This window comes from Natronorubrum halalkaliphilum, from assembly GCF_009834785.1.
GTDB lineage: Archaea > Halobacteriota > Halobacteria > Halobacteriales > Natrialbaceae > Natronorubrum > Natronorubrum halalkaliphilum.
Genome location: NZ_WUYX01000069.1, coordinates 81725 through 106522, shown reverse-complemented (window position 1 = coordinate 106522; position 24798 = coordinate 81725). Strand labels below are relative to the sequence as shown.

Sequence of the window (24798 nt, the reverse complement as noted above, 5' to 3'; positions counted from 1 at the left end):
ACTCGAGCCACTAGAGACGTACATGCACGTCGTCGTCCTCGGCGCGGGCTATGCGGGTCTCACACTGACGCGCTTGCTCGAGTCCGACCTACCCCCCGACGTCGACATCACAGTGGTCGACGAGTCGCCGGACCACCTGGTCCAGCACGAACTCCACCGCGTGATTCGCCGCCCGGAACTGGCAGACGAGATCAGGGTGTCGCTCCCGGAGGTTCTCGATCGAGCGACGGTTCACGTCGCTCGCGTCGAAGAGATCAACCGCGAGGAACGGACGGTCACCCTGTCGACCGGCGAACTCGAGTACGATCTGGCGGCGATCTGTCTCGGCGCGCGGACCGCCTACTACGGCCTCGAGGGCGTTCCCGAACACGGAACCGCGCTCAAACGGCTGTCACACGCTCGCAAAATTCGGTCGCGAGCGCTCGAGGTGTGTCAGTCTCGAGGTGAGAACGGGCGGATCGTCGTCGGCGGGGCCGGCCTCTCGGGCGTACAGGTCGCGGGCGAACTCGCCGCGCTCGCCCGCGAGGAACGAGGCGCGGCTACGATCACGATCCTCGAGCAACTCGAGGCGGTCGCGCCGGGGTTCCCGGAGAACTTCCAGCGGGCGGTCGAGCGCGCGCTCGAAGACGCCGGCGTCGACGTTCGGACGGGGACGGCCGTGACGGCGGCCGACGAGACCCACATCCACCTCGAGTCGGGCGAACGGCTACCGTACGAGCAGTTCGTCTGGACCGGCGGGATCCGCGGCCCGGACGCGTTCGACGGCGACCGGCCCTCGGTCAAGAGCGACCTGCGCCTCGACGACCGCGCGTTCGCGCTCGGCGACGCCGCACGCGTCGTCGACGCCACCGGCGACGCGGTGCCGCCGAGTGCGCAGTCGGCGGTTCGCGAAGCGCGGACGGTCGCCGAGAACATCGGCCGACTCGTCGAGGCCGAACGCGACGGTGCCGACCCCTTCGATCCCCACCTCGAGTCGTTTACCTTCGAGTCGCCGGGGTGGCTGGTCAGCGTCGGCGACGACGCGGTGGCGCAGGTCGGGCCGGCGGTCCTGACCGGTCGGGCCGCGAAAGCGTTGAAGTCGACCGTCGGCGTCGGCTACCTCTCGTCGGTCGGGGCGGTTCGCAACGCCGCCGAACGCGTCTCTCGGGAGTTCGCGTCGAACCGGTCTCAGTGAGCCTGTCGGAGGCAACTGTCCGAATTAATTAGCGCTGTGAAACCGAAGGCGTCGATGATGAGTCGGACAGCAGAAATTCTCTTGAAACCGCTCGTCGGCGCGGCGATACTGGTAGCGGTAATCGGCCTCTGGTTGCTTTGACGGACGCCCAGTCCTCTCCCTCCCTGTCGTCGTTTTCCGTTGTCTTACTCTCGAGTCCTCGAGTCCTCGACTCCGGCGATGAGAGAATGATGGAGAGCGGACCTCAATCGCCGCGGCGTCAGGTCCAGCGATCCAGCCCCGTCTGCGTCGCGCTCTCTTCGATCCGCTCGAAGCCGCGTGCAACCTCGTCCGCGTCGACCGCCCACTCGTCGGTGACGTACGCCTTCGCGGCCACGAGATCGGGGTCCAGCGACGCGTCGAACTCGTAGTCGTCGGTCACGTTCGGGTCGCGGAACAGCTGTCGCACGCGGTCGCCGTACTCGATGGTATCGCCCCGCGCCTCGAGGACGCTCCAGAGGTCCCCGTGTTCGGCGATCTCCGAAAGCGCGGTCTTGGGGCCGATCCCGGTCACGCCGTCGTTGAAGTCCGTCCCGATGAGGATCGCCGCGTCGATCAGCTGTTCCAGCGTGAGGTCGTGACGGTCGAGCGTGGCCTCGAGATCCATCAGTTCTGGATTGCCCTTGCTCGTCAGTTGGCGCAGCGTCAGCGGCGCGCCGAAGAGGAGCGCGTCGTAGTCCTCCGAGCCGACATAGTCGGCATCGCCCCGGCGGGCCATGTGAGCCGCTTGCGCCTCGCCCTCGGCGGGTGCCTCGACGATCGGCACGTCCAGCAACCGCAGCAGCTCCCGGCTGGTCTCCTGGATCGTCGGCGTCAGTCGCTGGGTTCTGGACTCGAGTTGCGCGATCGCAACCTCGTCGCCTTCCTCGCGGGCGACCTCGAGTTGCTCCTCGTAGGTCTCGCGTTGCTCCCGACGGGATTGGATCTCGTCGTCTTTGAGTTCGGAGGGGCCGCCGTCGAAGACCATCACCGGAACGACGTCGTTCTCGAAGAACTTGGGCAGGCCCTGGACGATGCCGATGAGGTTGGCGACCTCCGTGCCGTCGCTCGTGGTGTACTTCCCGCTGTTAGTCCACTTGACCGTCGTGGTCAGATATCGGTACAGCCAGTTGTGCGCGTCGACGGCGACGACGCCCTCGATATCGTCGAAGGGAATCTCCTCGATGGCGGCGATATCGCGTAGTGCAGCGTTTCCCATTACCGACTCCTTCGGAGGTCCGGGATTTGAATTGTTGGCTTCCCGGTTGCGGACCTCGCCGCGACACTGCTCGCCATCAAAACGGCAGGATTTCAGTTAAACGCGTTAGTTTCGCGACTCGAGCCCGGGCGGCTCTCGGCCCCGTCGATCCGCGAGAAACGCCTCCTCGTCGTCGGAGAGGTCGCGGTCGCGAAATTCGTCGAGACCTGCCTGATACCGCTCGCGGTCGGGCCGCCCGTCGGCGTCGGATCCGGAGTGCTCGAGCACCAACTCGGCGATCCCCGTCGTTTCGCCGGTGTAGTCGAACCCGGCCCGATACAGCGCCTCGTACGCGAACGGGTTGTTGACCGCGATGCGAAGTCGCTCGTACCCTCGCTCGAGCGCGCGATCGCGGACGAGCGTGAGGAGTTCCGGACCGATCCCGTCGCCCCGTCGTCCGCGTTCGACCGTGACGTAGCGCAGCCACAGCGTTCCCTCGTCGGTGCGATCCTCGTTGAACGCCACCGCGGCGACGATCGACGGGTCCGGCTCGCCGTCGGAAGCCTCGCCGCGGGCCTCGTCTCGAGCCACGGCTTTGCCGGTGTTCGTCATAACGAACTTGCCGGCGTAACTGAATCGCTCGTGATCGAGCCGGAGCTGGGGCCCGTCCGGCGGCCATCCGAGGATTTCGTAGTTCACGTCCGTACCCGTTGGCGCGGGAGTCACTAAGCGGTGCGGTTCCGGCCCGCCGTCGCGATCGATTTCGGTTGCGTTCGCTCTCCTCTCGGTGATCACTAATGGCAAATGTAAGCGGGTAACTAACACGCCGGTAGTCCCTAGGGTCTTCACTATGGATCCGGAACGTCAGTCGTCGAACGGGCCGAACGCGAGTCCGAGTACGATCGACGCTGCGTTTCTGGCGCTTCGAGACCGGACCCGTCGGTTCGTGGTCTACTTCCTCCTCGAGCACGAGACGGCGTCGCTGTCGGAAGTAGCCGACGTCGTTACCGGTTGGCTGCACACGCCGGACTGTGGCGTGATCGAGCCACGATGTCGGAATACGCAGTATCTGAACCTTTTACACACCCAAATTCCGAACCTGGTAGAGGCTGGCGTCGTACGTCACGACGAGGACGATGGAACCCTCTCGTTGGCACCCTGCCCAGCGCCGGTTCGAGAATTCGCAACGCGAGCGTGTGCGGCGGAAACGGGGACGTGAGTATCCGTTCTCGTTTGCCTCACCGCTACTCCCACCACCTCATCAGTTACCGGTCACCACTCGAGGGTCGAAGTCGAGACCGAAACCGAACTGCAAATCGAAACCGATGACACTCTCCGATTACATCGATCGAATCGAGTCGGCGTCGCGGACGATTACCGTTTACGCACCCGCTCCACGGCCCGCTCTCGTCGATCGACTGCGGCGGGAGACGGGCGTCAGATCCGTCGACTATCGCTCGCTCCCGGAGATGACGGCGGCCAGTCGGGCCTTTCTCGTCGTCCACGAAGGCGGCGAGTTCGTCGCCGCTATCGGCCTCGACGCCGTCCGAGAGTTCCTCGAACCACCGATCTATGACCCGTGGGCAGAAGAGCTCGACGAGGTTCCGTATCGGCACGTGATCGACGTCTTCGAGTCGACCGTCTGGCACACGCTCGACCGTCGGCAACTGCTCGCGGCCAGCCGGGAGATAGAGAACCGCGCCTGGCAAGTCGGCAGCGGTACCCTTCGGGTGGGCTTCCAGCGATCGGGTGCACTCGAGGCGATGGCGCCGGTCTACGACCGCCTCGCGGCGGAGACGGCCCTCGACATTCACGTCTACATCGACGACGACTGGGCCCGGCCATCGATTCCGGGAGTCACGATTCACGCCGATGCCGGAGCGGAGATCGGTTCGGTCTGGGTTCTCGTCTTCGACGGCGACGGCGACGAACTCTGGAGCGGCGGCCTGTTAGCAAAAGAGCACGACGGTGGTGGGTTCGAAGGCGTCTGGGTCGACGAGAGTCGACTCGTCGCCCTGTTAGATCGATCCCTCCAGCAGAGCGTCTGATACGGTTTACTGTAGTCACTTACCGCCGATCACCGACCCCGTCCCTGGTGATCGGCGGTACATAGTTACAGCAATCCGTATGAGAGCGGTCAACCGTGCGGTTTGCTGTACCCGTGTATCAGGGCGACCGCGAGACGTCTTGCGGTCGGCCGGCACTGGCTTCCGGCAGACCGTCTCAGCCCCGTCCTCGCGACACGATATGCGGTAAGTAGTTGCCATATCAAATGAAGTGGCGCGAGAATGGCAAATCGAACATAGGCCCGGGCGTACTTCCGAAACGGAAGGTACTGATTATCAAAATGACGAGTTATTCGGTGCTTGCGCGTCGAAAGAGAACCAATAGATTTTAATTAGGGCCTGTTGATCAGTAGCATATATAGAGGCTGGGACATGACCAACAACAACTCAACTGCTAACGTTCTGGGAGAGGGGGTAACTACTTGCCACCAGCCGGTTTCCGAAAAAGTAGTTCGTGCCGTTGCCGAGCGCGAAGGCGCCGATCCGACGGCACTACACCCGCCGCTGTACGACGCGATCAATCCCGAAGCGCTGGATTCGCTCTTCGGCGACCGAGCGACCGATGGCCGCGTCGAGTTCCACTGGCTCGACTATCGAATCGTCGTTTTCTCGAGCGGATCGATCCGCGTTCTCGAGGACGGCCCCCGGTAGGCTCGAGCGATCGCTCCGTCCGTGTCATACGGTTTACTGTAGTCACTTACCGCCGATCACCAGGGACGGGGTCGGTGATCGGCGGTACATAGTTACAGCAATCCGTATCGCACATCGATCGGACGCGCAATTCTCGTGGAAGACGACGGCCACAGAATATCGAACGAACTGTTGCGACCGCCGGGGGGTTTATCCGTTAGAATAGCTACACACAGAACATGAGTTCAAGAGCGGATGCCACTGGGGAGGTATTTTGGGGGAATACCGACGAGAAAGTGGCACTACAGCGATATCAGACGCTCATTACGACGATCGACGACGGAATCTACCAGCTCGATGCCGACGGACACTTCGTTGCGGTCAACGAGGGTTTCCTCGAGGCGACCGGATACGATCGGGACGAACTCCTCGGCGAACACATCTCACTCGTTCTTGCCGATGACGATCTCACTGAAATCCGCCGCGAGATCCGCACTCAACTGAAAGCAGGGGCCGACGATGTCGTCAGGTTCGAACTTGGAATCCACACTGCCGGCGGCGAAATCGCCCCCTGCGAACTTCGGATCAACCTTCTCGTAAACGAGGACGAGGGTGAGTTCGAGGGGACGATCGGCGTCGTTCGAGAGCTATCCGAACGGACGCAGCGACTGGACACGTTCGAGTCGGCACGGGCATCGACCGACTCAATCACGAACGTGTTAGACGAAGCCAATATCGGCGTCTTCGTACTCGATCAGGAGTTCGACGTCGCGTGGATCGACGCGACGATCGGGGACTATTTCGACCTCGACCGGCGCGAGGTTATCGGACGCGACAAACGGCAGATACTGAACCAAGCGGTGAAACACAAATTCGATAACCCGGACCAGTTCGCGGATACCGTTTTGAGCACCTACGAGGACAACAGCTACGTCGAGCGGTTCGAATGCCGGATGCCGGGCGACGATGACCACGAGGAACGATGGCTCGAACACTACAGCAAGCCCATCGAATCGGGTCAGTACGCCGGCGGTCGGATCGAACTCTACTACGATATCACGGACCGAAAGCGATCCGAGGGCGTCCTCCGAGAAACCGAAGAGCGGTTCCGATCCCTGGCTGACGCCGTCGAAGAATATGCAATCTTCCGGTTGGACGCAGACGGCGACGTTATCAGCTGGAACGAAGGTGCACGGGAAATCAAAGGCTACGACGCCGAAGCAATACTCGGCGAACACTTCTCGACGTTCTATACGTCCTCGGATCGGGCGGCGGGCGTTCCCGAACGAAACCTCGAGCGGGCTACTGCAAACGGATCGGTCGAAGACGAGGGCTGGCGCGTTAGAAACGACGGCACTCGATTCTGGGCGAACGTCACGATAACCGCAGTGTTCGACGACGACGGCACGCACCGTGGCTATCTCAAGGTCACGCGTGATATGACCGATCGGTACGAACGCGAACAGGAACTCGAGAGCGAACTCCAGCGTATTTTTGGCCGGATTTCCGACGCGTTCTACGCGCTCGACGAGGACTGTCGGTTCACGCACGTCAACGACCGCGCCGAGCAAATTCTCGGCCTCGAACGGGAGGAAGTGCTCGGAACGTGCGTCTGGACGACCCTCCCCGAACTCGAGGGGACTCCGTTCGAGAAGCGATATCGGGAAGCGATGGAGACCCAGGAGTCGAACTCGTTCGAAGCGTACTACCCCCCGATCGACACCTGGCTCGAGGTCAACGTCTATCCGTCGGAGACGGGCCTCTCGGTGTACTTCCGCGACATCACCGAGCGCAAGGAGCGCGAGCGGGAACTCCGGCGAAAAGAGCGACGGTTCGAAGCGATCTTTAACGATCCGAACATCCTCGTCGGACTGCTCGAACCGGACGGAACGACGCTGGATATCAACCAGACGGCGATGGAGTATATCCACGCCGACCTCGAGGACGTCACCGGCGTCCCCTTCTGGGAGACGCCGTGGTGGGGCGAGGGCGACGGCGTCCAGTCCGACGTGAAGCGATGGACCCAACGCGCGGCGGACGGCGAGTACGTCGAGTTCGAGACGGATCTGACTCGACCGAACGGCGAGCAATACACGCTCGACGGCGTCTTCAGGCCGGTCACCAACGACGAGGGCGATGTCGTCTCGATCATCGTCTCCGACCGCGACGTCACCGAACGCCGCGAGTACGAACGCCAACTCTCGACGCTGATGGACAACGTCCCCGGCATGGTCTATCGGTGTCACAACGACCGCGAGTGGCAGATGGAGTTCGTTAGCGACGCCTGTCGCGAGATTACGGGGTACGAACCCGACGCCCTGGAGACTGGAGCGGTCTCCTACGGTGGCGACATCATGGTCGAAGACGACCGAGAGGAGGTGTGGGAAGAGATCCAACGAACGGTCGACGACGGGGAGACGTTCTCGCTTACTTACCGCATCGAGACCGCTGACGGCGACCTTCGTTGGGTCCGTTCGGAGGGGCGCGGTCACTTTGACGATGGGACTCTCGTAACGCTCGAGGGCATCATCTCCGATATCACCGAACGAAAGCGCCTGGAGACCGAACTCAAAGAGTCGAACGAGCGCCTCGAACAGTTCGCCTACGCGGCCAGCCACGACTTACAGGAACCGCTTCGGATGGTTACCAGCTACCTGCAGTTGATCGAACGCCGGTACGCGGACGCCCTCGACGAGGACGGCACGGAGTTCATCGAGTTCGCCGTCGACGGAGCCGACCGGATGCGCGAGATGATCGACGGACTCCTCGAGTACTCCCGCGTCGAGACGCGGGGGGATCCGTTCGAACCGATAGAGATGGATGCGGTACTGAACAGTGCAGTTGAGGACTTGCAGCTACAGATCCAGGAGAGCAACGCTGAAATCACGAACGCGGAACTCCCCACGGTGAAAGGTGATGACAGTCAGTTGCGGCAGGTCTTTCAGAATCTGCTCTCAAACGCGATCACGTACAGCGGGGAGGATCCACCGCACATCCACATCGATGCGGAGCAACGGGGCCGAGAATGGGTCTTCTCCGTTCACGACGACGGTATCGGAATCCCTCCCGAAGATCAAGATCGGATATTTACCGTCTTTGACCGGCTTCACAGCAACGAGGAGTACGAAGGGGCGGGCATCGGCCTCGCACTCTGTGAACGCATCGTCGAACGGCACGATGGTGAAATATGGGTCGAGAGTGAACCCGGCAACGGATCGACGTTCTCGTTTACCTTGCCAGCGGCCGAGTGAGCCAGAAAACGGGATTGCACGGAGAACGCCCGGTGATCGCCGATCCGGCACTCGATCGACGACGAACTCGAGAATGTGACACTTGATGCGGTTCGTACGCGATTGCCGCTGCTCACGGTGTTGTTCGCAGCAGAAATGCGCGGACCGGGATTTGAACCCGGGCCATGAGCTTGGAAGGCTCAGGTCCTACCACTAGACCATCCGCGCTCATCCTCTGGTTTTCACTCCACCATTAAGGCTCTTGCTTTTCGGACCGGCGATCCGCGGGTCGTTTTTCACGTCGAACCGAGAGACGGAAGACGGACTTCGACCCGAACTAACTCGAGCGCGGGATCGATACTGCGACTCGAGCGCGCAACCGATCCCGATGGAGAACAGTGATTGATACTGTCGGACAGTGGTCAATACGAAGCCGATCGTTCTGCTGGAGTCGTCACCGTGGGCGACAACCCCGAATTCACGGTCGGCTTCACGTCGTTCTGTCCAACAGTATGACTACCGGCTCACGAAGTCGGCTCCCGATCCGGAACCGTCACCTCGGCGTAACAGTTCCCGCTCGAGAGCTCCCACTCGAGCGTCTCGAGGTCGCTCGCCTCAAGGGCGGCCTCGAACTCGTCGGGGGCGTAGATATGGTAGAATCGGTCGACCGCTTCGCCCCCGGGAAGCGTCCACTCGACCGTCGTGTCGAACCCGTCGGTCTCGTCGAAGTTGTCGTGGGCGGTCGACCACGCGCTGACGAGCGCACGACCGCCGGGGGCGAGGACCCGCGCGAGTTCGTCGAGGCTGTCTCGCCGAGCACGTTGGGTCGGCAGATGGTGTAGCGTCGCGACGTAGACGGCGACGTCGACGGTATCGTCGGCGAGCGGCAGTTCGGACGCGTCGCCCTGACAGAGTTCGACGTCGAACGCGCGCTCTCGTGCGCGCTCGCGCCCGGTCTCGAGCAGCCCCCGACTCACGTCGAGGCCGACGACTGGATCGCAGGTCTCGGCGAGCAGTTCGGCGTGGCGGCAGTTGCCACAGCCGAGATCGAGGCCGACGGAACGGGCGGTCGTGTCGGTGGGGCGTGTATTCGCAGTCGCTTCGACGAACGCTTCGACTTCGGGCCAGGCGTACTCCCTAGTGGACGCGAAGTGGGTGGCGATCCGGTCGTAGGTGTCGCGAACGGCGGCTCGTCGTGCTGGGTCCCCGTCCTGCTCCTCGGCCATTGTCTGCCTTCGTCCGGGGATGTGCAAAAAGCGTTCGCAAACGCGGTAGACGACGGTCGTGAGTGGCGCGACCAATCGGAACTGGAACCAGGACCGCCGAACTGCGGCGAGGACGCGATTCGGTCCAGTTCGCCGCGACCCGTGCCGTCTCTCTTCGCGCCTGCCAGGTCCGGCCGAGTCGCGGTGAACGGTACAGATCAGTCCACACCGTCCCACTGTCGTCCGCGCCGAGACTGCCAGTTGATATGTATCGAATGTGGGAGGTCGTGCGTTACGTTGATACGGTGTGAGTGCGAAGTGTCGGATACGGAATGAGGCGCGAGCACTTCACGTTAGATGTCAACAATGTCGACTGGGTCGAGACCGACGGCGAACCGAGCCAACCCTCGGTATCGATCAACTTTACCGGCCCGGAAACGATGCTCCGCGAGCGCCTTACCGGACCCGACGGAGACATTCTCGAGGCGGGCGGAACGGACGTCGCCCTCAGACTCCAGGAACCGCTGGGTAACGACGCGGCGGGCGTCGTCAGCGTGACGAATCGGGTTACCGGCGAGTTCATCCTCGAACTCAACGAGGAGGCCGACGACGTACTGACGTTTATTCGGGCCGCTCGCAGCTACGGCGAGGACGCAACGGAGGACGACGGACGGTACGAGGTCGAAATCACGCTCGACGGCGATCACTTCGTCACCTACGACAAACGGACGTTCCTGGTCTACGACGACGAAGGGAACCTGCTTCGCCAGCACAGCCTGATCCCGAGCGGCGTCGAACTCTAACCGCGTTCGTCCCGTCCGATTCGTGACCGTTTCCCTGCGAATCGGGTCTCGGAGTGGGTGCCGATCGACTGCGCGGATGCCATCGGTCTTCCTACGCTCTTGGAATCGACCGGCAGCTATAAGTGTTTTAGGCACGCCTAAACAAAACGAACGGCAGCAGACGCCGGAGTCGATCAATGGCGAACGGACAACTACTCTCGACGGCCACGACGGAACCAACACCCGAGTCCGCCACGGAGAACGTGGTACTGGAACTCGACAGTGTCGCGAAACAGTACGGCACCGAGGAGGTTATCCCCGAGCTTTCGCTGTCCGTTCGTGACGGCGAAATTCTCACCCTACTCGGTCCATCGGGCTGTGGCAAGACGACGACGCTTCGTTTGATCGCCGGCCTCGAGAAGCCAAATAACGGCCGGATTCAACTTCGAGACGATGATGTTGCGGGCAACGGTCGCTTCGTTCCCCCGGAGGAACGCGGCGTCGGCGTCGTCTTTCAGGAGTTCGCGCTCTTTCCTCATCTGACCGCCCGCGAGAACGTCGCCTTCGGCCTGCAGGAGTGGGTCGACGAGGAACGCGACGCCCGCGTCGACGAACTGCTCGAACTCGTCGGACTCGAGGACCAGGACGAGGCCTATCCGGACGAGCTATCCGGCGGCCAGCAACAGCGGATCGCCCTCGCCCGGTCGCTGGCTCCCGAACCCGAGATGCTGTTGCTCGACGAACCGTTCTCCAATCTGGACGTCGACCTGCGCGTCGAGATGCGCGAGGAAGTCCGTCGAATCATCAAAGAGGCCGGTGTGACGGCGATCTCGGTGACCCACGATCAGGAGGAGGCGCTGTCGATTTCCGATCGCGTCGCCGTGATGAACGAGGGCGACATCGAGCAGATCGATACGCCCCAGCAGGTGTTCCAGCAGCCCGAGTCGCGCTTCGTCGCGGGCTTTCTCGGTCACGCCAGCTTCCTCTCGGGGGAGGTCCACGGCGACAGCGTCGACACCTCCCTCGGGCGCGTGCTCCGCGACGACGTCAACGGTCTCGCCCACCAGTACGACGGCACAAACATCGATATTCTCGTCCGCCCCGACGACGTGACGGCCTTCCCCGGCGACGAAACCGAAACCAACGGTCGCGTCGTCTACCGCCGGTATCTCGGCCCGACCGTGCTTTACCGCGTCGAACTCGACTCCGGCGAAACGATCGAGTGTATGCACAACCACTCCGATCAGATCGAACTGGACGAACGGGTCGCCGTTCGTGTCACGGCCGATCACGACCTCGCGTGGTTCCCGGCCGAACAGCGCGACGGGAAAACGTCGGTTGCTGCGGATTGAGTCGGCCGTTCGATGGTCGGATGGTCGTTTCCGTACTCATTATTATCCCGCTCTCAGTTCTACTCCGTCCCCATCTCGCTCACCGTGGCTTCCCTCTCTCAGCTCCACACCACCGTAGCCTGCCGCAGGCCACACTACCGCACCGCCGTGCCCCCTGGCGCTTCCGACCTTCGCGTTTTCGCTGTCGGCCCTCCCTCGAGTAACGGAGACACGAATATACAGTTTGATTGACTCCCGCGCTCGAGCGAACGCAATGACCGCGACCGACGGAGACTGGCACCGACGCGCGACGATCTGCGGGCTCGCCGCACCGATCGTCGCACTGGGCGCGATCGTCCTCGCGACCCTGCTCGCCGCCCCGGAGACGTTCACCTGGCGCGGACGCGCACTCTCGGATATGGGTCGTACCGACGCGGTGACCTTCCCCCTGTTCAACGGCGGATTGATCCTCGGGGGACTGCTCGGTATCCCCTTCGGCTGGCAACTCTGGATCGAGAGTCGGACCGCTCTCGAGCGGCTGGGGGTCGCCCTCCTGTGGGCGGCCACGATCGGCCTGATCGGCGTCGGCGTCTTTTTCCTCGGACACACGGCCGTGTATCTCGAGACCAGTCTGCACGGGCCGGCCGCGTTGCTGTACTTCGGTATCGCGCCGTTCGCGCAGTGGGTCTACGGCTCCGGACTGGTCCTCGCGGACGAGCCGCGTCTGGGCCTCGTCTCGATCTGGCTCGGAATCGTCCATCCGCTCGCCTGGGTGGGCTGGTTGTTGTATCGGACCGTGGCGGCCGACCCGATGGCGTGGTTTGCCGTTCCCGAATTCGTCGCTGCTCTCGCGTTCGGGAGTTGGATTCTCGTCTTGGCCGTCGACCGGCGAACCGAACCCGATCCGTCGAACTGACCGACTGCTCCCGCGGGATCGGGTTTGCATTCCCCTTCCACACAACGCTTAAGCCGAGACCGTCCTTACACGCGATCATGCATAAAGACGAACTCCTCGAGCTGCACGAAGAACTCGTCGTCATCATGGAGTATTTCTCGCAGCGCGAAGATGTCGACGAGGCGCTCTTCGATCCGTACCACCAGCTCGACGTCGATCCATCACACGTTCACAAGTCCAAGAGTGAACACAAACACGCTGTTTTCGTCCTCGGCAACGCTCTCGCAAAGGGAATGAGCGAAGACGAGTTCTCGAGCGCCGGCCGAATCGGCAAACGGATGAAAGAACTCGCGGACGACGCAGAATCGAAAATCTAGGCGAAACGTATTTGTTGCGGTTCCCGCTTGTTGAACTATGGACCCGCGCACGCAAGAGCGCGTCGAACAATGGGATTCTCGCCCGTTCAGCGGCGGTTACGATGGCCTTGCTGATCTCGCTGCTGCTGACTTCTCGGGGGCTGTCTCCGGCGCTGGGACGTGGCTATTCATGCTTAACGGTCGCATCGTCGGCGTTATCGACGGCGCGATCGAGGATTTCGAGAGCGCCTCGGGGACCGTCTACGAGGCACCACACCCCTCGCTACCGCTGCTCTGTACGATGGAAGAGCGCGGCGGTGAAACGAGGGCGAAATATTACACGAACGAAACCCCGCTCCGGGAGGTCGACGGGACGCTCCAGAACGGGTCGTTTACCGGCTATATCGAACTGAGTGAAAACGTACTCAGCGGCGACTACTACGCCGTCTACTACGGCGGTCGTCGGATGGCGGCTGCCTATATCGGCAATGCCGATCGACTCCTTACCGGTGACGAGGCGTTCGAGCGAGCCGACGACGAGGTCGGGATCTACGAAGTCACCGACGTCGAGATCGACGTGACGGACGTTCCCGGGACGGGCGAAAGCGACGAGCAGTCTGCCGAGTCGGACGACGGTTCCGGTGTCGAAACCGAGAGGGAGACCGAGACCAAGACCGAGACCGAAACGGGGACGGCGTCGCCCTCGACGAGCACCGATACGGGTACACGAGCCGAGCCGAGTGTCGACCCGACGGAGTCGGCACTCGAGTCGATCGATATCTCCGGGGACGAGCCCGACCCCTCCGGCGACGGCGTAACGACGGACGCGCCGATCGAAGACGTCACTATCGAGTCGACGGCGTCGTCCGAGACCGACGGCCAGGACAGGAACGGGCAATCCGGAATCACTACAACCGACGATGTCGGGACGGAGCCCGCCTCGAGCGGCATTACAGACGCGGGATCGACGGCTGAGTCCGATACCGAGTCGGCGTCGTCGGCTGACGAACGAGCCACTGCCGGAGAAGCGACCGGCGAATCCGCCACCGATGGGTCGGAACCCGCTACCGGCGACGAGACCGCTGTGACCGACTCGGATTCGACTGCACGTAAACCGGAGACGTCGAACGAAACGGCGGAACCAACCGCCGAGTCGGCGGTTGCTGACGAGATTACCGCCGACGAGACCGACACCGAGAACGTCGAGGGGTCGGGTCCCGATCCGGCCGAAGTTGAAGCGGCAGCAGAACAACTCGGGCAGAACGACATCTCCTGGACGGCCGACGGTGCACACCCGCAGGACGAAACCAATTCGCGGAGCGACAAGCCGGACGCGAGCGCGGAATCGGTGCCACAACGGGATTCGCAAGCCACGGGATCGGACCGGCCGGAACGAGCAGCCCAACCCGACCCCGACGAGTCCGAGGGCGAAAACGAAGAGCGATTCCAGGAGGAAGAGCAGTGGCGCGAAACGCGCCGTATCCCGTCGATCGATCCAGACCACAGCGAGACGGTCGAGTCGGAACGAAACGGTTCGGCTGTGGCCGCGGAGCAGGGTCGTCAACGCTCCAAAAACGCGACCGAGTCGGCCGCCGACTCGTCTGCGGGGTCGACGTCGACGCAGGAACGATCCACCCAAACGCGACAGACCAACTCCAGCAATCGCAGTCAGCGCCAGCAAGACGCACGACAGGCGGAGCAGGCCGATTCGGACGCTCGGAGTGGGTCGGCAACGACGGACGACGCCGACTCGAGTCAGCGGTCCGATAAGCGAGTCGCCGAACTCGCACAGCGAATCGAGACCCTCGAAACCCAACGCGACGAACTCGTGGCCGCGGCCGAAGAACTCGAGGCCGAACGCGATCGGCTTCGTTCGGAGAACGAGGAACTCACCGCCACGGTCGATCGGTACCAGTCGCGGATCGAAGAGTTGGAACGCGAACTCGAGCGCGCTCGCGAGTCGGGTGACGACGGTGGTTCGGGTACGCAGTCCCAGACTCTGGACGCAAGCAGGCAACTCTCGCCCCAGCAGGCGCTCGCCGATACGAACCTCTTCGTGCGCTACCTCTCGAAGAGCCAGCCGACGCTCGAGACGGCCCACGACGGCGAGGCCGACCGTAACGAAGTCGCCTCTAACCTGCGACTCGAGCACCACACGGGGTTCGACGCGGCCGACGTCGCCGTCAACGGCGAGCCCTACGATGCGTTTCTCACGGAGACCATGGAGTTCCGATTCGTCGACTGGCTCACCGAGATGGTGCTCTACGAGATCCGCGATACCGGAAACGCCGGTGCGCTGACTGATCTCTACGATGCGATTCCGCGAATCGACCGCGCCGAACTGGACGCGACGATCTCGCTCGAGGACGACGACACCGACGAGGTTCCCGATCACGTGAGCTTCGACGTGGTCGCGTTCGACAAGATGGGCGACCCGCTCGTCGTTGCGAACCTGAACGACTCGCGAGAGCCCGCCTCACAGACGATGCTCGAGGAGATGGAAGAGGCCGCTTCGGCGGTCAAAGCGAACTATCCCGAGCTGGCGGCGGCGATCGCCGTCACCTCCAGTTACTTCGAACCGGGCGCACTCGAGGTGACCGAGCAGGCGACGAGTAGCGGCTTCCTCAGTCGCGGCTCGAAGCTCAGTTACGTCAACCTCTCGCGGAAACAGGGGTACCACCTCTGTCTGGTCGAGTCGCGTTCCGAAGGGTTCCACATGAACGTCCCTGAGCTGTAATCGGGGGTTCGCGGTTTCGTATCGACTCGAGTCGGGTGTCGTCGGTCGTCGATCATCGGTCGTTGGTCGTCGCCTGAGAGATTCCCGGTCGATACGCTACAGTCGGACGATTTTGCGATGGCTGTCGAGTCGCTGTCGGCGCTCAACGGGTCGGCAGAACAGTCAGAAAACGGAGCGTGAGATCGCATCCGATCGCCGTTGGCCTGCGGGTATCGCGCGGGGCAGGCGGTGACGATCAGTGGACGGTACAGCTCGCAGTCGAGGACACCGTTCCCCGGGGACCCGAGCGGCCTGAAGACAGATGTCGGATTTCAGGTCGGCCGGTGGGGAGACAGATTAGCCTTCGATCTCGGCGACGTCTTCGATCTTCATGCCGTCGAGTTTGTCGATGATGTCGTCGAGTTTGCCGTCGAGTTCGTCGACGAATTCGGCGGTTCGTTCGGTCTTGATCGCACCCTGACTGGAGGGCTCGATGAGGTTCTCCTCTTCAAGGACGCGGAGCGAATAGCGGACCTTGTGGTGTGGGTAGCCGGTCTCGTTCGACATCTTGACGATCCCGATCGGTTCGTTTTCGATAACCATCTTCAGGACCTGCAGATGTCGTTCCAACATATCGACTTCTTTCTCAAGTCGGTCTATCATGGCATTTGTTAACTTGTCTTTGTACCTTTTAAACGTTACTCTCGCAGACCGACGCGTCCACTCTCAACTAGATGCTCGTTCCTGTCAGTAGTTAACGTTTCCGTTCCCGGAGAGACTGAAGGACAAATTCACACCTCGAGACGGACGAATGTCCCGGGAAAAACAGTATCGATTAGCGTGCGCTTCTGGCCCGCGACTATCCACGTCCGTGTATATTTCACTGCGGATCAGCCGCTCATACCGTAATCTGTTTATCGGCCCGGCAAGAACCCGCCGCTGTTATGACCGTCACAATCGTCGGGTCGCAACTCGGCGACGAAGGCAAAGGTGGCGTCGTCGATCTGTACGGCGACGCTGCCGACGTCGTCGCCCGCTATCAGGGTGGCGACAACGCAGGACATACCGTCGTTCACGACGGTGAGAAGTACAAGCTATCACTCGTTCCGTCGGGCGCGGTCCGCGGGAAAGTCGGCGTCCTCGGCAACGGCTGCGTCGTCAATCCCGAGACGCTGTTCGACGAGATCGACACGCTTCGAGAGCGCGGGCTGGAGCCGGACGTTCGCGTGGCCGAGCGCGCACACGTTATCCTCCCCTACCACCGCGCACTCGACGGAATCGAGGAAGAAGAGAAAGAAGACCTCGCCGCTGGGACGACCAAACGCGGCATCGGACCGACCTACGAGGACAAGGCGGGCCGCCGCGGCGTCCGAATCGGCGACTTGCTCGATCCCGAGGTCCTCCGCGAGCGCCTCGAGTACGTCGTCCCCCAGAAGAAAGCCCTCGCGGAGGACGTTTTCGGCAAAGAGACCGGCGAGGAGTTCGATATCGATCACCTCTACGAAACCTACCGCGAGTACGGCGAACGACTCGCGGAGGAGGAGATGACCGTCGACTGCGGCACGTTCCTTCAGGAGCGTATCGACGACGGCGACAACGTCATGCTCGAGGGTGCACAGGGGACTTCACTCGACATCGACCACGGTGTCTACCCCTACGTCACGTCCTCGAACCCGACCGCGGGTGGCGCGACCGTCGGCACCGGACTCGGTCCAACGGTCGTCGGCGACGGCGAGGTTATCGGCATCGTCAAGGCCTACCTCTCGCGGGTCGGCACCGGTCCGCTCCCGACCGAACTCGGCGGCGTCGAGGGCCAAACGCCCGACTACGACGCTGATGCGGGTGCCGGTGGGGACGAGGAAGCCCTCGCGACCACTATCCGCGACGAGGGCGGCGAGTACGGCACCGTCACCGGCCGTCCGCGACGCGTCGGCTGGCTCGACATGCCGATGCTGCGTCACGCGGCCCGCGCGAACGGCTTTACGGGCCTCGCGATCAACCACATCGACGTTCTCGCGGGACTGGACGAAGTGAAAGTCGGTCACTCCTACGAGTTCGACGGTGACGAGGTCTACACCATGCCCCCGACGACCGAACAGTGGGGCCGCTGTGAGGCTACCTTCCGGACGTTCGACGGCTGGCCGGAGGTCGACTGGGCCGACGTAGCCGCGGAGGGCTACGACGCGATTCCGGAAAACGCACGGACCTACCTCGAGTACATCAGCGACGAACTCGATGCACCGATCTACGCGGTCGGCGTCGGTCCGGGCCGCGAGGAGACCGTCATCGCCGAGAACCCCTACGAATCGCAGTAGCGAGGGGGCCTCGCGGCACCCTCGTGCGTTTTCACCGCGCCGACCCGAACCGTTCCCGATCACTCTCGGCCCGGCGCGTTCCCGAAACCTTTTGCTGGAGGCGGCAAGCCTACGTAGTATGAAGGAGTCGTTGCTGGAAATCCTCTGTTGTCCGCTGGACAAACACGACCTGGAACTCGAGGACGCCGAATACGCCGACGACGATAGCGAGGAGATCGTCGGGGGCACCCTCGTCTGTACCGAGTGTGGCGAACGGTATCCGATCGAAGACGGCATCCCGAACCTGCTGCCACCGGACATGCGCGAGGGAACACCGGCCTAACCGCCTGATACCCGTGTCTCCGGAGGTCACCGTCCACGTCAACCGCGGGTCCGCCGACTCACTCGAGACAGCCGTCGGTACCCTCGAGACGCGAGACTCGTTTACCCTCGTTCTCCGGAGTCACGGCGCGCCCGCACACGTCCACTGTCGGCTTCACGGCGACCTCGAACGAATCGCGACGCTCGAGACGTCGAACTACTACGTCGAAGCGGACGGCGAAACGATCGTACCTGTCCGCCTCGCCACCGAGGCGATCGACGCTCCCATCGAGGGCGAACTCGAGGTGTTGACCGGCTACGGATCGGAATCGCTCTCGATTCCCGTCGTCGCCAACCCGGCTCCGGCTGCGGTCGATATCGACGAATCGCTCGCCGAACCCGCCGCGTCGGGCCCGGAGCCGTCCGTCGTCGAACGGGGACTCGCGGCGACCGGGCTCGAGCCGGGGACGCTTGCTGTCGTTGCGCTCGGACTGTTCGCGGTCGGGATCGGAGCGCTGACGGCGGCGACGATCGGCGGCCCGGTCGCCACGCTCGGAATAGCAATCGTCGTGGTGGGCCTCGCCGTGGCGCTGTTCTTGCTGACCCACTAACGGAGCGGAGACGCGGTTCGATAACGGAGCCGCTGTCGACCGGATACCGATCACTCGTCGACTCGCGTCGCCTCGAGGTTCCCGTCCTCGTCGAACCGCTTCGCCCGAAGGTAGCGCGCTCGAAAGCGGTTCGCACCGTCGTTGACGTCCGCTTCACGGATCTCGTCGGTGCGGCCCTCCGCGACGGCGTCAATCAGTTCCTCCAGTTGGTTTCGCTCGCTCGTCGTCAACTCGAGTTCGTAGGTGTGTTCGGCTTCGGACTCGAGGATAGTCCACTTGCGAGCGGCCGCGATGACCAGCGAACACGGCTCGCGACAGGTGAACGCTCCGTCGCCGCCGTCGACGTCGAGGTCGTCGCCCTCCTCGTACTGCCACTCTCGCCGCCGGAGACACTGGGAGTCCACACAGCAGGCGTCGGCCATCCACGCGACGGCCTCGCGGGGCAGGTCCTCGACCACGTCGTAGATCCCGGTCTGGCGCTCGGCGGTCTCGAGCCAGTGGTCAACGTCCAGCGTTCCCCGTCGCTCCCGGTGCCAGTTGGCGACCGTGGCCGGGTAGAAGAAACCGACCGTCTCGACGAGTTCGTCCCCGGAGAGCCCCGTAAAGGCCCAACCCGACCGCAGCGTGGGTGCGGTCTTCAGCGGCCGGTAGCGACCGTCCTCGTCGTGTGTCGAGAGCTTCCGGGCGTCCCGCGGGTCGTCGTACACCTTGAGGTCGGTGAGATCGGTGTCCGCGTCGTCGACGTGCCAGCAGTCGTAGACGCGCTCGCCCGTGGGTTCGTCACCGTTGTCGCCGTCGTCGCCGTCGTCGTCGAGACGAGCGGTAACGCACAACTGGCCCCATTTGCGGTCGATCCCGTCCCGGAGTGCGGTGTACCGTTCGGAGACTGTGAGGGCGTCTTCGTCGGTTGCCCCCGTCTCGGCGTCTCGTTCCTCGAGGGCGAGGGGCGCTCGTTCACACCAGCGGAGAAACGCTCGGCGAGCGGTGCCCTCGCCGCCGACCGACTCCCGCCAGTACCACCAGTTCGTGACGTACGCCGCCAGCGGCTCGAGCGCTTGCCGGAGCGCGTCAGCCTCGAGTCCGGTCCGCTCTGTCTCGGGCGTCTCGAGGGCGTATTCGTTTTTGCCCGTCTGTTCGATGCGGAGTCCGTCGAATTCGATTCCGGACTCGGCGTCGGCAGCGGCCAGCAGCGACTCGAACGTCGCCGTCGCGATCGTCACGCGTCAGTCCCCCATCCCTGTACCTGTGTCCGTGCCGGGTTCGGTCTCGGTCTCGGAACGATGACCCCGGTCGTCGGACGACGTCACGTCCGTCTCGAGCGCGCCGCCGATATCGGCACCCGCATCCGCCGCTCGCTCGAGGATGACGTCGGCCATCAGCCCCTCGGTGCCGACCGCACCGGCGTACCAGATCCAGTGACCGTCGACGTCGGCTGGAACCTCCCAGCCGAGGCGGTAGTCCTCGGTCAGGCCCATGTCTTCGGGAATGTCCTCCTGCGTGTGGTAGCCGTCGGCGATAAAGAGCGGGACGACGACGATATCATCACATTGGCGCTGTCCGTTCGAGCGGTCGGAGGCGATACGCGCCTCGTTCCCGAAGAACTCCGTGACATCGTCAACCTCGGGTTCCTCGTCCATGAACAGCGCCTTGACCTTCTCGAAGCGACCCCGTTGGCGGATGCGCTCGGTGTGATACTCGATCGCCTTCGCCGAGTTCTCGTTGCGTTCGGTGCCGTGGCCGACGACCGCGAGGCCGACCCCCTCGCCCACGTCGGGGTCCCCGGTGACCGACTGGGCCCGCTGGACGATCACGTCCGTCATCGCGTCGTGGGTCCCGACCGGGCCGCAGTAGTGGACCGTCTTCGCCGCGTCGCCGACCTCGAGCGTCACCTGCGAGGCGTTCGTTCCGTCCGAGCCCCACTTTTCCGGCTCCCATCCCTCGAGTCGCAGCTCTCGCGGAATGACCTGTTCGGTGAAGTACCCCTCGCTGATAAACAGCGGAACGACGAAGACCTCGTCGGACTCGAGGGTGCGAATCACCTCGCGGAAGTGCGGTTCTTCCTTCCAGAACGCCTCGCGGACCTCGTCGAAGGCCCCCGTCTCGCGGACGGTATCCGCGTGGGCGTAGGTCGGATCCGAGGCGTTCGGATTCAGGTGTGAGCCGTGCGCCGCGATAACCAGCGCTTGCATGGCTCGCCGTTAGGATGGGGCGGGTTTAGTGACTTCGCTGGCGGCTTTCATCGCCGCAGTCTCGGATCACTCCGTGATCGCGAAGTCGGTTTGCACCTCACACGCCGTCTCCCGCGCTTGCAACTCGGCGCGGCCGATGTAGCCACCCGGTTGTGGGGCCGTCCATTCGGCCTTGTACGTCGCCGTTTCGTCCGGCTCGAGCGTCTCCGAGCTGAGCGCCTGCGTGAACATCCGGCCCTCGCTGAACCGCCAGACCTCGCGGCCGTCCTCTCGGACGACGAAGTCCGCCTTGCAGCCGTCCGTAAACTGGAGCGTGACGGTCTCCGAGCCCGCGTTGGTAACGGTAAATTCGAACGTGACCATCGCCGACTTCGAACCGTCCGACGAGACATCCGCGTCGAGTCGTCCCTCGAGTGTCATAGCCATACCCCGAAATTAGCGTCGTCGCGGATAATTCTTCTTCCGGAGATCGGTGCGGTTTATTCCCGACGACGGTAATGGACGGTCGGTTTCCGCTGCGTTCATCCGCACCGGAGTCCGTCGGACAGGATTCGTCCCGGACAACGAACGGTATATTTAGCGTCGTCCCGAACCCGAAGCCGTGCAACTGGTCGGGTACCAGCCGAGCGGACGGGGATCGGCGCTGTTGCTCGGTACCGGCGGGTCGATCGAGCAGCGCGCCCTCGAACCCGGCGATAGCCTCTCCTACTCGCTCGGCTCGCGCCACTGTGCCGGCACTATCGACGACGGGGACCACGTTTCCTGTGAGCGCCCGTCAGCGCCCTACTGCGACTATCACACGAGCACGTGGGTCTGTGCGCGCTGTACGGGCACCTGTCTGAAAGAGGAGATGGACTGTTACGACGACCACGCCGTCTACATCGCCGCGTTCGCCCCCGACACGTTCAAAGTCGGCGTCACCAAACACCGCCGGCTCGAGACCCGCCTCCGCGAACAGGGTGCCGACCGGGCGGCCCACGTTCACACCGTCTCGAACGGCCGAATCGCCCGCGAAATCGAAGCCGAGATCGCCCACCGACTGATCGATCGCGTCCGGACGCCGACGAAGATCGGCTCGCTCGCGGCGACCGTCGACGAAGACGCCTGGGAGACCGCGCTCGAGTCGTTCGACGTCATCGATCGATACGCGTTCGATTACGCGCTCGGGCTCGAGGCCCAGCCGGTTCCCGAAACGATCGCGTCCGGGACCGTCGTCGGTGTGAAGGGACGACTGCTGGTCCTCGAGAACGGCGGGACAACCTACGCCGTCGATATGCGGGACCTCGTGGGATACGACGTCACGGAGGGCGAAACCGATCAGAACCTCCAGTCGTCGCTGGGGTCGTTCGGCTGAGTTCTTCGGCCGAACTGGCCGAACTGGCCGAACTGGCCGAACTGATCGAATTGCACCCGTATCTGCGCGAAACGCCCGATCGGATTCTGACGGCAGCTTTCCCCGAACAATGCAAGCACCCGCATAAATAGAGGCGGATGAGTTACCGGGTAACTATTACGATAAACGAGACGCCGGCGGTCGGTATCGGGATCGATCGGCCGTGCAGGTGGCCGCTCGTTCGCCGGTCGAGACTACAAAGAGAAGCTCCCGAACACCTCGAGCACGACGGCATGGACGAGCCTAGCAACGGAGAACCGCCGAGACTTCGGACCAGCCGATGAACCGTCGCCATCTCTTGCTCCTCGCGGTACTCGTCCTCGGTGCGAGCTATCTAGTTGCCAGCGGGGTGTTCAACCCGATGGCCGACCCCGCCGAGCCCGAGACCCTCGAGCGAGACCAGCTGATCCAACCCGAAGAAAACGGCAGTTACATCTGGCCGTACACCAGCCGCGATCGATCGGTTGACGAGCGGACGCTCGCGATTAACCTCATCGTCCACGGACCGGACGACCGGGTCCAACGAACGCTCGTCGCTCAGGAGGAACTCGAGTGGGAGGAACTGGACCCCGAAGCCGAGGACGAACCGGAGGCCTACGAGGGTGCCGACGATTCGATCCAGTGGGACGACGCCCACGGCTCGACGCGGTACACCTACGTCGACACCGGACCGCACGGCGACGAGGGCGTCTGGATCCAGGAAAGCTACCAGCTCCATACCGGAACGTATCTCGGAAGCCGGTATCACATCCGCGCCTACACGATGGATCAGGACGACTGGACGGCGATCCAGGTACACCGGGAGTACTTCGACTGGTTCCGGCTTCGACACTCGGTGACCGACATTCAGGACTCCCAGAACACGCTCGAGGCGGAGTTTCTCGACGAGCCCTTCGTCGAGGAGGTGCGACGGGAGTATCACGGCACGCACGGGGGCTGGAACGACGGCTGGCTTTCGGTTATCGAGTTGGCCGCTATCGGACCCATCGTGGCCGGAAGCGTCCTCGGCTTGCTCGGATTCGTCGGCGGTGACACGACGCGGGGTATCGTCCGTGGGACGCGTCGCCTGCTCAAATGGGCGTATCTGAACAGCCGCGGGTTCATCCTCGCCGGGGCGCTCGTCGGATTGGTCCTCGGCGTTCGGGTCGCGGGTCTCGCCGTGGAGGACGCGGTGCCGTGGATCACGCCCCAGGCGTTCGTCGCCGTGCTCTATCCGATACTGGCGGTCGGCTTGCCGGTGACGGCGATCGTGCTCACTCAGCCGCTCGAAGCGGCGACCAGGTTCGTCCGGTTACAACGCGTTGTGAGCTGGCTGGGGGATCCGCTGCAGCCCCAGTCGGCGTTCGTGTTCGCTACCGTCGGACTCGGCGTCGGGTTCGTCCTGGATTTCGTCGGGATCGGAATCACGACGCTGCCGCTCGAGTTGCTGCTTCACCGACTCGGACTGATAATCGCGCTCGGGTTGCTCGCGGCGGGTGCCGCCCGTAGCGACGCTGAAGGAGCCGTCCTCTTCGGCATGGGGCTCCTGGGATGGGGCGTCGGCCTCGCGATGCCGCTGCTCGGATATCTGTGAGGTCGCCCTCGGTCGACTCGAGACGAGCCCTCGCTCAGTACTCGAGTTTCACGTCGCCCGTCTCTCCCCAGCGCTTGAGTCGCTCCGGTTCGACGCCGTAATCGATACTGTAGGGACGTCGTTCCCGCCAGCCGTCTCCGGTCAGGTGATCCGTGACTTCCCGGGCCGCATCGCCGTAGTGATCGCCGCGGTGGAAGTGTGACGCGGTGAGATCGATGACATCCAGATGGGCGTGGATCCCGACTCGGTTCTCGTCGACGCCCCAGATGTGGATGTGATTCCACTCGTCGCCCAGCCGCGGCCGACGGAAGGAGTAATCCGGGGCGACGAGCGCCTCGCGCTCGCTGTCCCAGGCCTTGGCCGTCGAATCCGGAAAGACCCGTGTCCACTCGAGGTTACCGAGTCCCGAAAAGTCGTTTTCGACGGCTGCAAGCGCCGACTCCGCTCCCGGAGCGGGGGCGTGGATATTGATGGGGAGGACGGGATTCCATTCCCCGTCCTCGTCCGGTTTGTACAGACAGCGCGGATAGTCGGCGTCGTCGTCGCGGTCCGCGTCGACGACCGCGTCCGCGGGCGTCTCGCTCGCGCTCGCGAGACTCGCTCCACTTGCGACTGCTATCGTACTGCCGATTCCCTTGATCGCCTGTCGCCTGGTTACGTGTTCTGTCACGGGGTACTCACGTGCTGGTGTGTCGCGTTCGACGTCGGCCCTCGAACGCCGTCAGTTCGAATCGATACTCACCGTTGGGCGATTGCCGTAACAAGGGTTCAGCCTGTGTACTCGTGGTGGCCGTGACGGCCGGAACACCGAGCGGC

Annotated in this window: 23 protein-coding genes and 1 tRNA gene; 15 read left to right on the top strand and 9 right to left on the bottom strand. The window is 63.4% G+C overall.

Annotated features, from left to right (window positions below):
• The first annotated feature begins 22 nt into the window (after positions 1-22).
• On the top strand, positions 23-1174 hold the full coding sequence (locus GS429_RS18645) for an NAD(P)/FAD-dependent oxidoreductase (protein WP_160067290.1): 1152 nt from the start codon (positions 23-25) through the stop codon (positions 1172-1174).
• Between the two features lie 259 nt (positions 1175-1433).
• Here the strand turns inward: GS429_RS18645 and fen are convergent, their stop codons facing one another.
• Together fen and GS429_RS18635 are read right to left on the bottom strand one after the other, a co-directional pair.
• Positions 1434-2411: a flap endonuclease-1 gene (fen, locus tag GS429_RS18640; protein ID WP_160066988.1), complete on the bottom strand. Its 978-nt coding sequence runs from the start codon at positions 2409-2411 to the stop codon at positions 1434-1436.
• 105 nt (positions 2412-2516) lie between these two features.
• Entirely contained in the window at positions 2517-3089 is a 573-nt protein-coding gene (locus GS429_RS18635; protein ID WP_328821480.1) for a GNAT family N-acetyltransferase, read from the bottom strand.
• 151 nt (positions 3090-3240) lie between these two features.
• On the opposite strand from GS429_RS18635, the gene GS429_RS18630 reads away from it, so the two are divergent.
• From GS429_RS18630 to GS429_RS18615, 4 genes are all read left to right on the top strand, one after another.
• A complete protein-coding gene (locus GS429_RS18630; RefSeq protein ID WP_160066985.1) occupies positions 3241-3609 on the top strand; it encodes a DUF7344 domain-containing protein in 369 nt (122 codons plus the stop codon).
• A 106-nt stretch (positions 3610-3715) separates the two neighbouring features.
• On the top strand, positions 3716-4438 hold the full coding sequence (locus GS429_RS18625) for a DICT sensory domain-containing protein (protein ID WP_160066983.1): 723 nt from the start codon (positions 3716-3718) through the stop codon (positions 4436-4438).
• A gap of 390 nt (positions 4439-4828) precedes the next feature.
• Entirely contained in the window at positions 4829-5107 is a 279-nt protein-coding gene (gene ddfA / locus GS429_RS18620; RefSeq protein WP_160066981.1) for a DdfA family disk-determining factor, read from the top strand.
• A 218-nt stretch (positions 5108-5325) separates the two neighbouring features.
• Entirely contained in the window at positions 5326-8337 is a 3012-nt protein-coding gene (locus GS429_RS18615) for a PAS domain-containing sensor histidine kinase (protein ID WP_160066979.1), read from the top strand.
• 136 nt (positions 8338-8473) lie between these two features.
• On the opposite strand, the gene GS429_RS18610 is transcribed toward GS429_RS18615, so the two are convergent.
• Together GS429_RS18610 and GS429_RS18605 are read right to left on the bottom strand one after the other, a co-directional pair.
• A tRNA-Gly gene (locus tag GS429_RS18610) sits at positions 8474-8544 on the bottom strand.
• Positions 8545-8840: 296 nt separating this feature from the next.
• The gene (locus tag GS429_RS18605) at positions 8841-9542 is read right to left on the bottom strand and encodes a class I SAM-dependent methyltransferase (RefSeq protein WP_160066977.1); all 702 of its coding nucleotides are present in this window, start codon (positions 9540-9542) and stop codon (positions 8841-8843) included.
• Between the two features lie 311 nt (positions 9543-9853).
• Between GS429_RS18605 and GS429_RS18600 the strand changes: the two genes are divergently transcribed.
• From GS429_RS18600 to GS429_RS18580, 5 genes are all read left to right on the top strand, one after another.
• Entirely contained in the window at positions 9854-10324 is a 471-nt protein-coding gene (locus GS429_RS18600; protein ID WP_160066975.1) for a DUF5793 family protein, read from the top strand.
• 176 nt (positions 10325-10500) lie between these two features.
• Entirely contained in the window at positions 10501-11655 is a 1155-nt protein-coding gene (locus GS429_RS18595) for an ABC transporter ATP-binding protein (protein ID WP_160066973.1), read from the top strand.
• Positions 11656-11908: 253 nt separating this feature from the next.
• Positions 11909-12550 (top strand): DUF998 domain-containing protein, encoded by a 642-nt coding sequence (locus GS429_RS18590; protein WP_160066971.1) that lies wholly within the window; start codon positions 11909-11911, stop codon positions 12548-12550.
• 77 nt (positions 12551-12627) lie between these two features.
• Positions 12628-12906, top strand: coding sequence for a UPF0058 family protein (locus GS429_RS18585; protein WP_160066969.1), 279 nt, complete (start codon positions 12628-12630; stop codon positions 12904-12906).
• A gap of 37 nt (positions 12907-12943) precedes the next feature.
• A complete protein-coding gene (locus GS429_RS18580; RefSeq protein ID WP_160066967.1) occupies positions 12944-15622 on the top strand; it encodes a DUF7527 domain-containing protein in 2679 nt (892 codons plus the stop codon).
• A gap of 336 nt (positions 15623-15958) precedes the next feature.
• Here GS429_RS18580 and GS429_RS18575 read toward each other — a convergent pair whose 3' ends face one another.
• The gene (locus GS429_RS18575; protein ID WP_076578478.1) at positions 15959-16264 is read right to left on the bottom strand and encodes a hypothetical protein; all 306 of its coding nucleotides are present in this window, start codon (positions 16262-16264) and stop codon (positions 15959-15961) included.
• Positions 16265-16545: 281 nt separating this feature from the next.
• Here GS429_RS18575 and GS429_RS18570 point away from each other — a divergent pair, with 281 nt between their 5' ends.
• The 3 genes from GS429_RS18570 to GS429_RS18560 all read left to right on the top strand — a co-directional run bounded on the left by GS429_RS18570 (position 16546) and on the right by GS429_RS18560 (position 18827).
• Complete coding sequence (locus tag GS429_RS18570; RefSeq protein WP_160066965.1) at positions 16546-17916, top strand: adenylosuccinate synthase; 1371 nt, start codon at positions 16546-16548, stop codon at positions 17914-17916.
• Between the two features lie 118 nt (positions 17917-18034).
• Positions 18035-18238 carry a methytransferase partner Trm112 gene (locus GS429_RS18565; RefSeq protein WP_160066963.1) on the top strand — a complete coding sequence of 68 codons (204 nt, stop codon included), beginning with the start codon at positions 18035-18037 and terminating at the stop codon, positions 18236-18238.
• A 13-nt stretch (positions 18239-18251) separates the two neighbouring features.
• The gene (locus GS429_RS18560) at positions 18252-18827 is read left to right on the top strand and encodes a DUF7524 family protein (protein ID WP_328821479.1); all 576 of its coding nucleotides are present in this window, start codon (positions 18252-18254) and stop codon (positions 18825-18827) included.
• A 50-nt stretch (positions 18828-18877) separates the two neighbouring features.
• Here GS429_RS18560 and GS429_RS18555 read toward each other — a convergent pair whose 3' ends face one another.
• The 3 genes from GS429_RS18555 to GS429_RS18545 all read right to left on the bottom strand — a co-directional run bounded on the left by GS429_RS18555 (position 18878) and on the right by GS429_RS18545 (position 21436).
• The gene (locus GS429_RS18555) at positions 18878-20047 is read right to left on the bottom strand and encodes a DR2241 family protein (protein WP_328821478.1); all 1170 of its coding nucleotides are present in this window, start codon (positions 20045-20047) and stop codon (positions 18878-18880) included.
• Positions 20048-20050: 3 nt separating this feature from the next.
• Positions 20051-21016, bottom strand: coding sequence for a CbiX/SirB N-terminal domain-containing protein (locus GS429_RS18550; protein ID WP_160066961.1), 966 nt, complete (start codon positions 21014-21016; stop codon positions 20051-20053).
• A gap of 66 nt (positions 21017-21082) precedes the next feature.
• Positions 21083-21436 carry a BsuPI-related putative proteinase inhibitor gene (locus GS429_RS18545; RefSeq protein WP_160067284.1) on the bottom strand — a complete coding sequence of 118 codons (354 nt, stop codon included), beginning with the start codon at positions 21434-21436 and terminating at the stop codon, positions 21083-21085.
• 181 nt (positions 21437-21617) lie between these two features.
• Between GS429_RS18545 and GS429_RS18540 the strand changes: the two genes are divergently transcribed.
• Together GS429_RS18540 and GS429_RS18535 are read left to right on the top strand one after the other, a co-directional pair.
• Positions 21618-22370: a DUF2797 domain-containing protein gene (locus tag GS429_RS18540; protein ID WP_328821477.1), complete on the top strand. Its 753-nt coding sequence runs from the start codon at positions 21618-21620 to the stop codon at positions 22368-22370.
• Positions 22371-22689: 319 nt separating this feature from the next.
• Positions 22690-23982, top strand: a complete 1293-nt coding sequence (locus tag GS429_RS18535; RefSeq protein ID WP_160066959.1) for a hypothetical protein — start codon at positions 22690-22692, stop codon at positions 23980-23982.
• 34 nt (positions 23983-24016) lie between these two features.
• Here the strand turns inward: GS429_RS18535 and GS429_RS18530 are convergent, their stop codons facing one another.
• Positions 24017-24652: a hypothetical protein gene (locus GS429_RS18530; RefSeq protein ID WP_328821476.1), complete on the bottom strand. Its 636-nt coding sequence runs from the start codon at positions 24650-24652 to the stop codon at positions 24017-24019.
• Positions 24653-24798: the final 146 nt, after the last annotated feature.

Coding starts and splice junctions, on each gene's coding strand:
- GS429_RS18645 (WP_160067290.1), top strand. CDS start 23: ATGCACGTCGTCGTCCTCGGCGCGGGCTATGCGGGTCTCACACTGACG.
- GS429_RS18600 (WP_160066975.1), top strand. CDS start 9,854: ATGAGGCGCGAGCACTTCACGTTAGATGTCAACAATGTCGACTGGGTC.
- GS429_RS18590 (WP_160066971.1), top strand. CDS start 11,909: ATGACCGCGACCGACGGAGACTGGCACCGACGCGCGACGATCTGCGGG.
- GS429_RS18535 (WP_160066959.1), top strand. CDS start 22,690: ATGAACCGTCGCCATCTCTTGCTCCTCGCGGTACTCGTCCTCGGTGCG.
- GS429_RS18615 (WP_160066979.1), top strand. CDS start 5,326: ATGAGTTCAAGAGCGGATGCCACTGGGGAGGTATTTTGGGGGAATACC.
- fen (WP_160066988.1), bottom strand. CDS start 2,411: ATGGGAAACGCTGCACTACGCGATATCGCCGCCATCGAGGAGATTCCC.
- GS429_RS18550 (WP_160066961.1), bottom strand. CDS start 21,016: ATGCAAGCGCTGGTTATCGCGGCGCACGGCTCACACCTGAATCCGAAC.
- GS429_RS18545 (WP_160067284.1), bottom strand. CDS start 21,436: ATGACACTCGAGGGACGACTCGACGCGGATGTCTCGTCGGACGGTTCG.
- GS429_RS18595 (WP_160066973.1), top strand. CDS start 10,501: ATGGCGAACGGACAACTACTCTCGACGGCCACGACGGAACCAACACCC.
- GS429_RS18605 (WP_160066977.1), bottom strand. CDS start 9,542: ATGGCCGAGGAGCAGGACGGGGACCCAGCACGACGAGCCGCCGTTCGC.
- GS429_RS18575 (WP_076578478.1), bottom strand. CDS start 16,264: ATGATAGACCGACTTGAGAAAGAAGTCGATATGTTGGAACGACATCTG.
- GS429_RS18585 (WP_160066969.1), top strand. CDS start 12,628: ATGCATAAAGACGAACTCCTCGAGCTGCACGAAGAACTCGTCGTCATC.
- GS429_RS18625 (WP_160066983.1), top strand. CDS start 3,716: ATGACACTCTCCGATTACATCGATCGAATCGAGTCGGCGTCGCGGACG.
- GS429_RS18630 (WP_160066985.1), top strand. CDS start 3,241: ATGGATCCGGAACGTCAGTCGTCGAACGGGCCGAACGCGAGTCCGAGT.
- GS429_RS18570 (WP_160066965.1), top strand. CDS start 16,546: ATGACCGTCACAATCGTCGGGTCGCAACTCGGCGACGAAGGCAAAGGT.
- GS429_RS18565 (WP_160066963.1), top strand. CDS start 18,035: ATGAAGGAGTCGTTGCTGGAAATCCTCTGTTGTCCGCTGGACAAACAC.
- ddfA (WP_160066981.1), top strand. CDS start 4,829: ATGACCAACAACAACTCAACTGCTAACGTTCTGGGAGAGGGGGTAACT.
- GS429_RS18580 (WP_160066967.1), top strand. CDS start 12,944: ATGGACCCGCGCACGCAAGAGCGCGTCGAACAATGGGATTCTCGCCCG.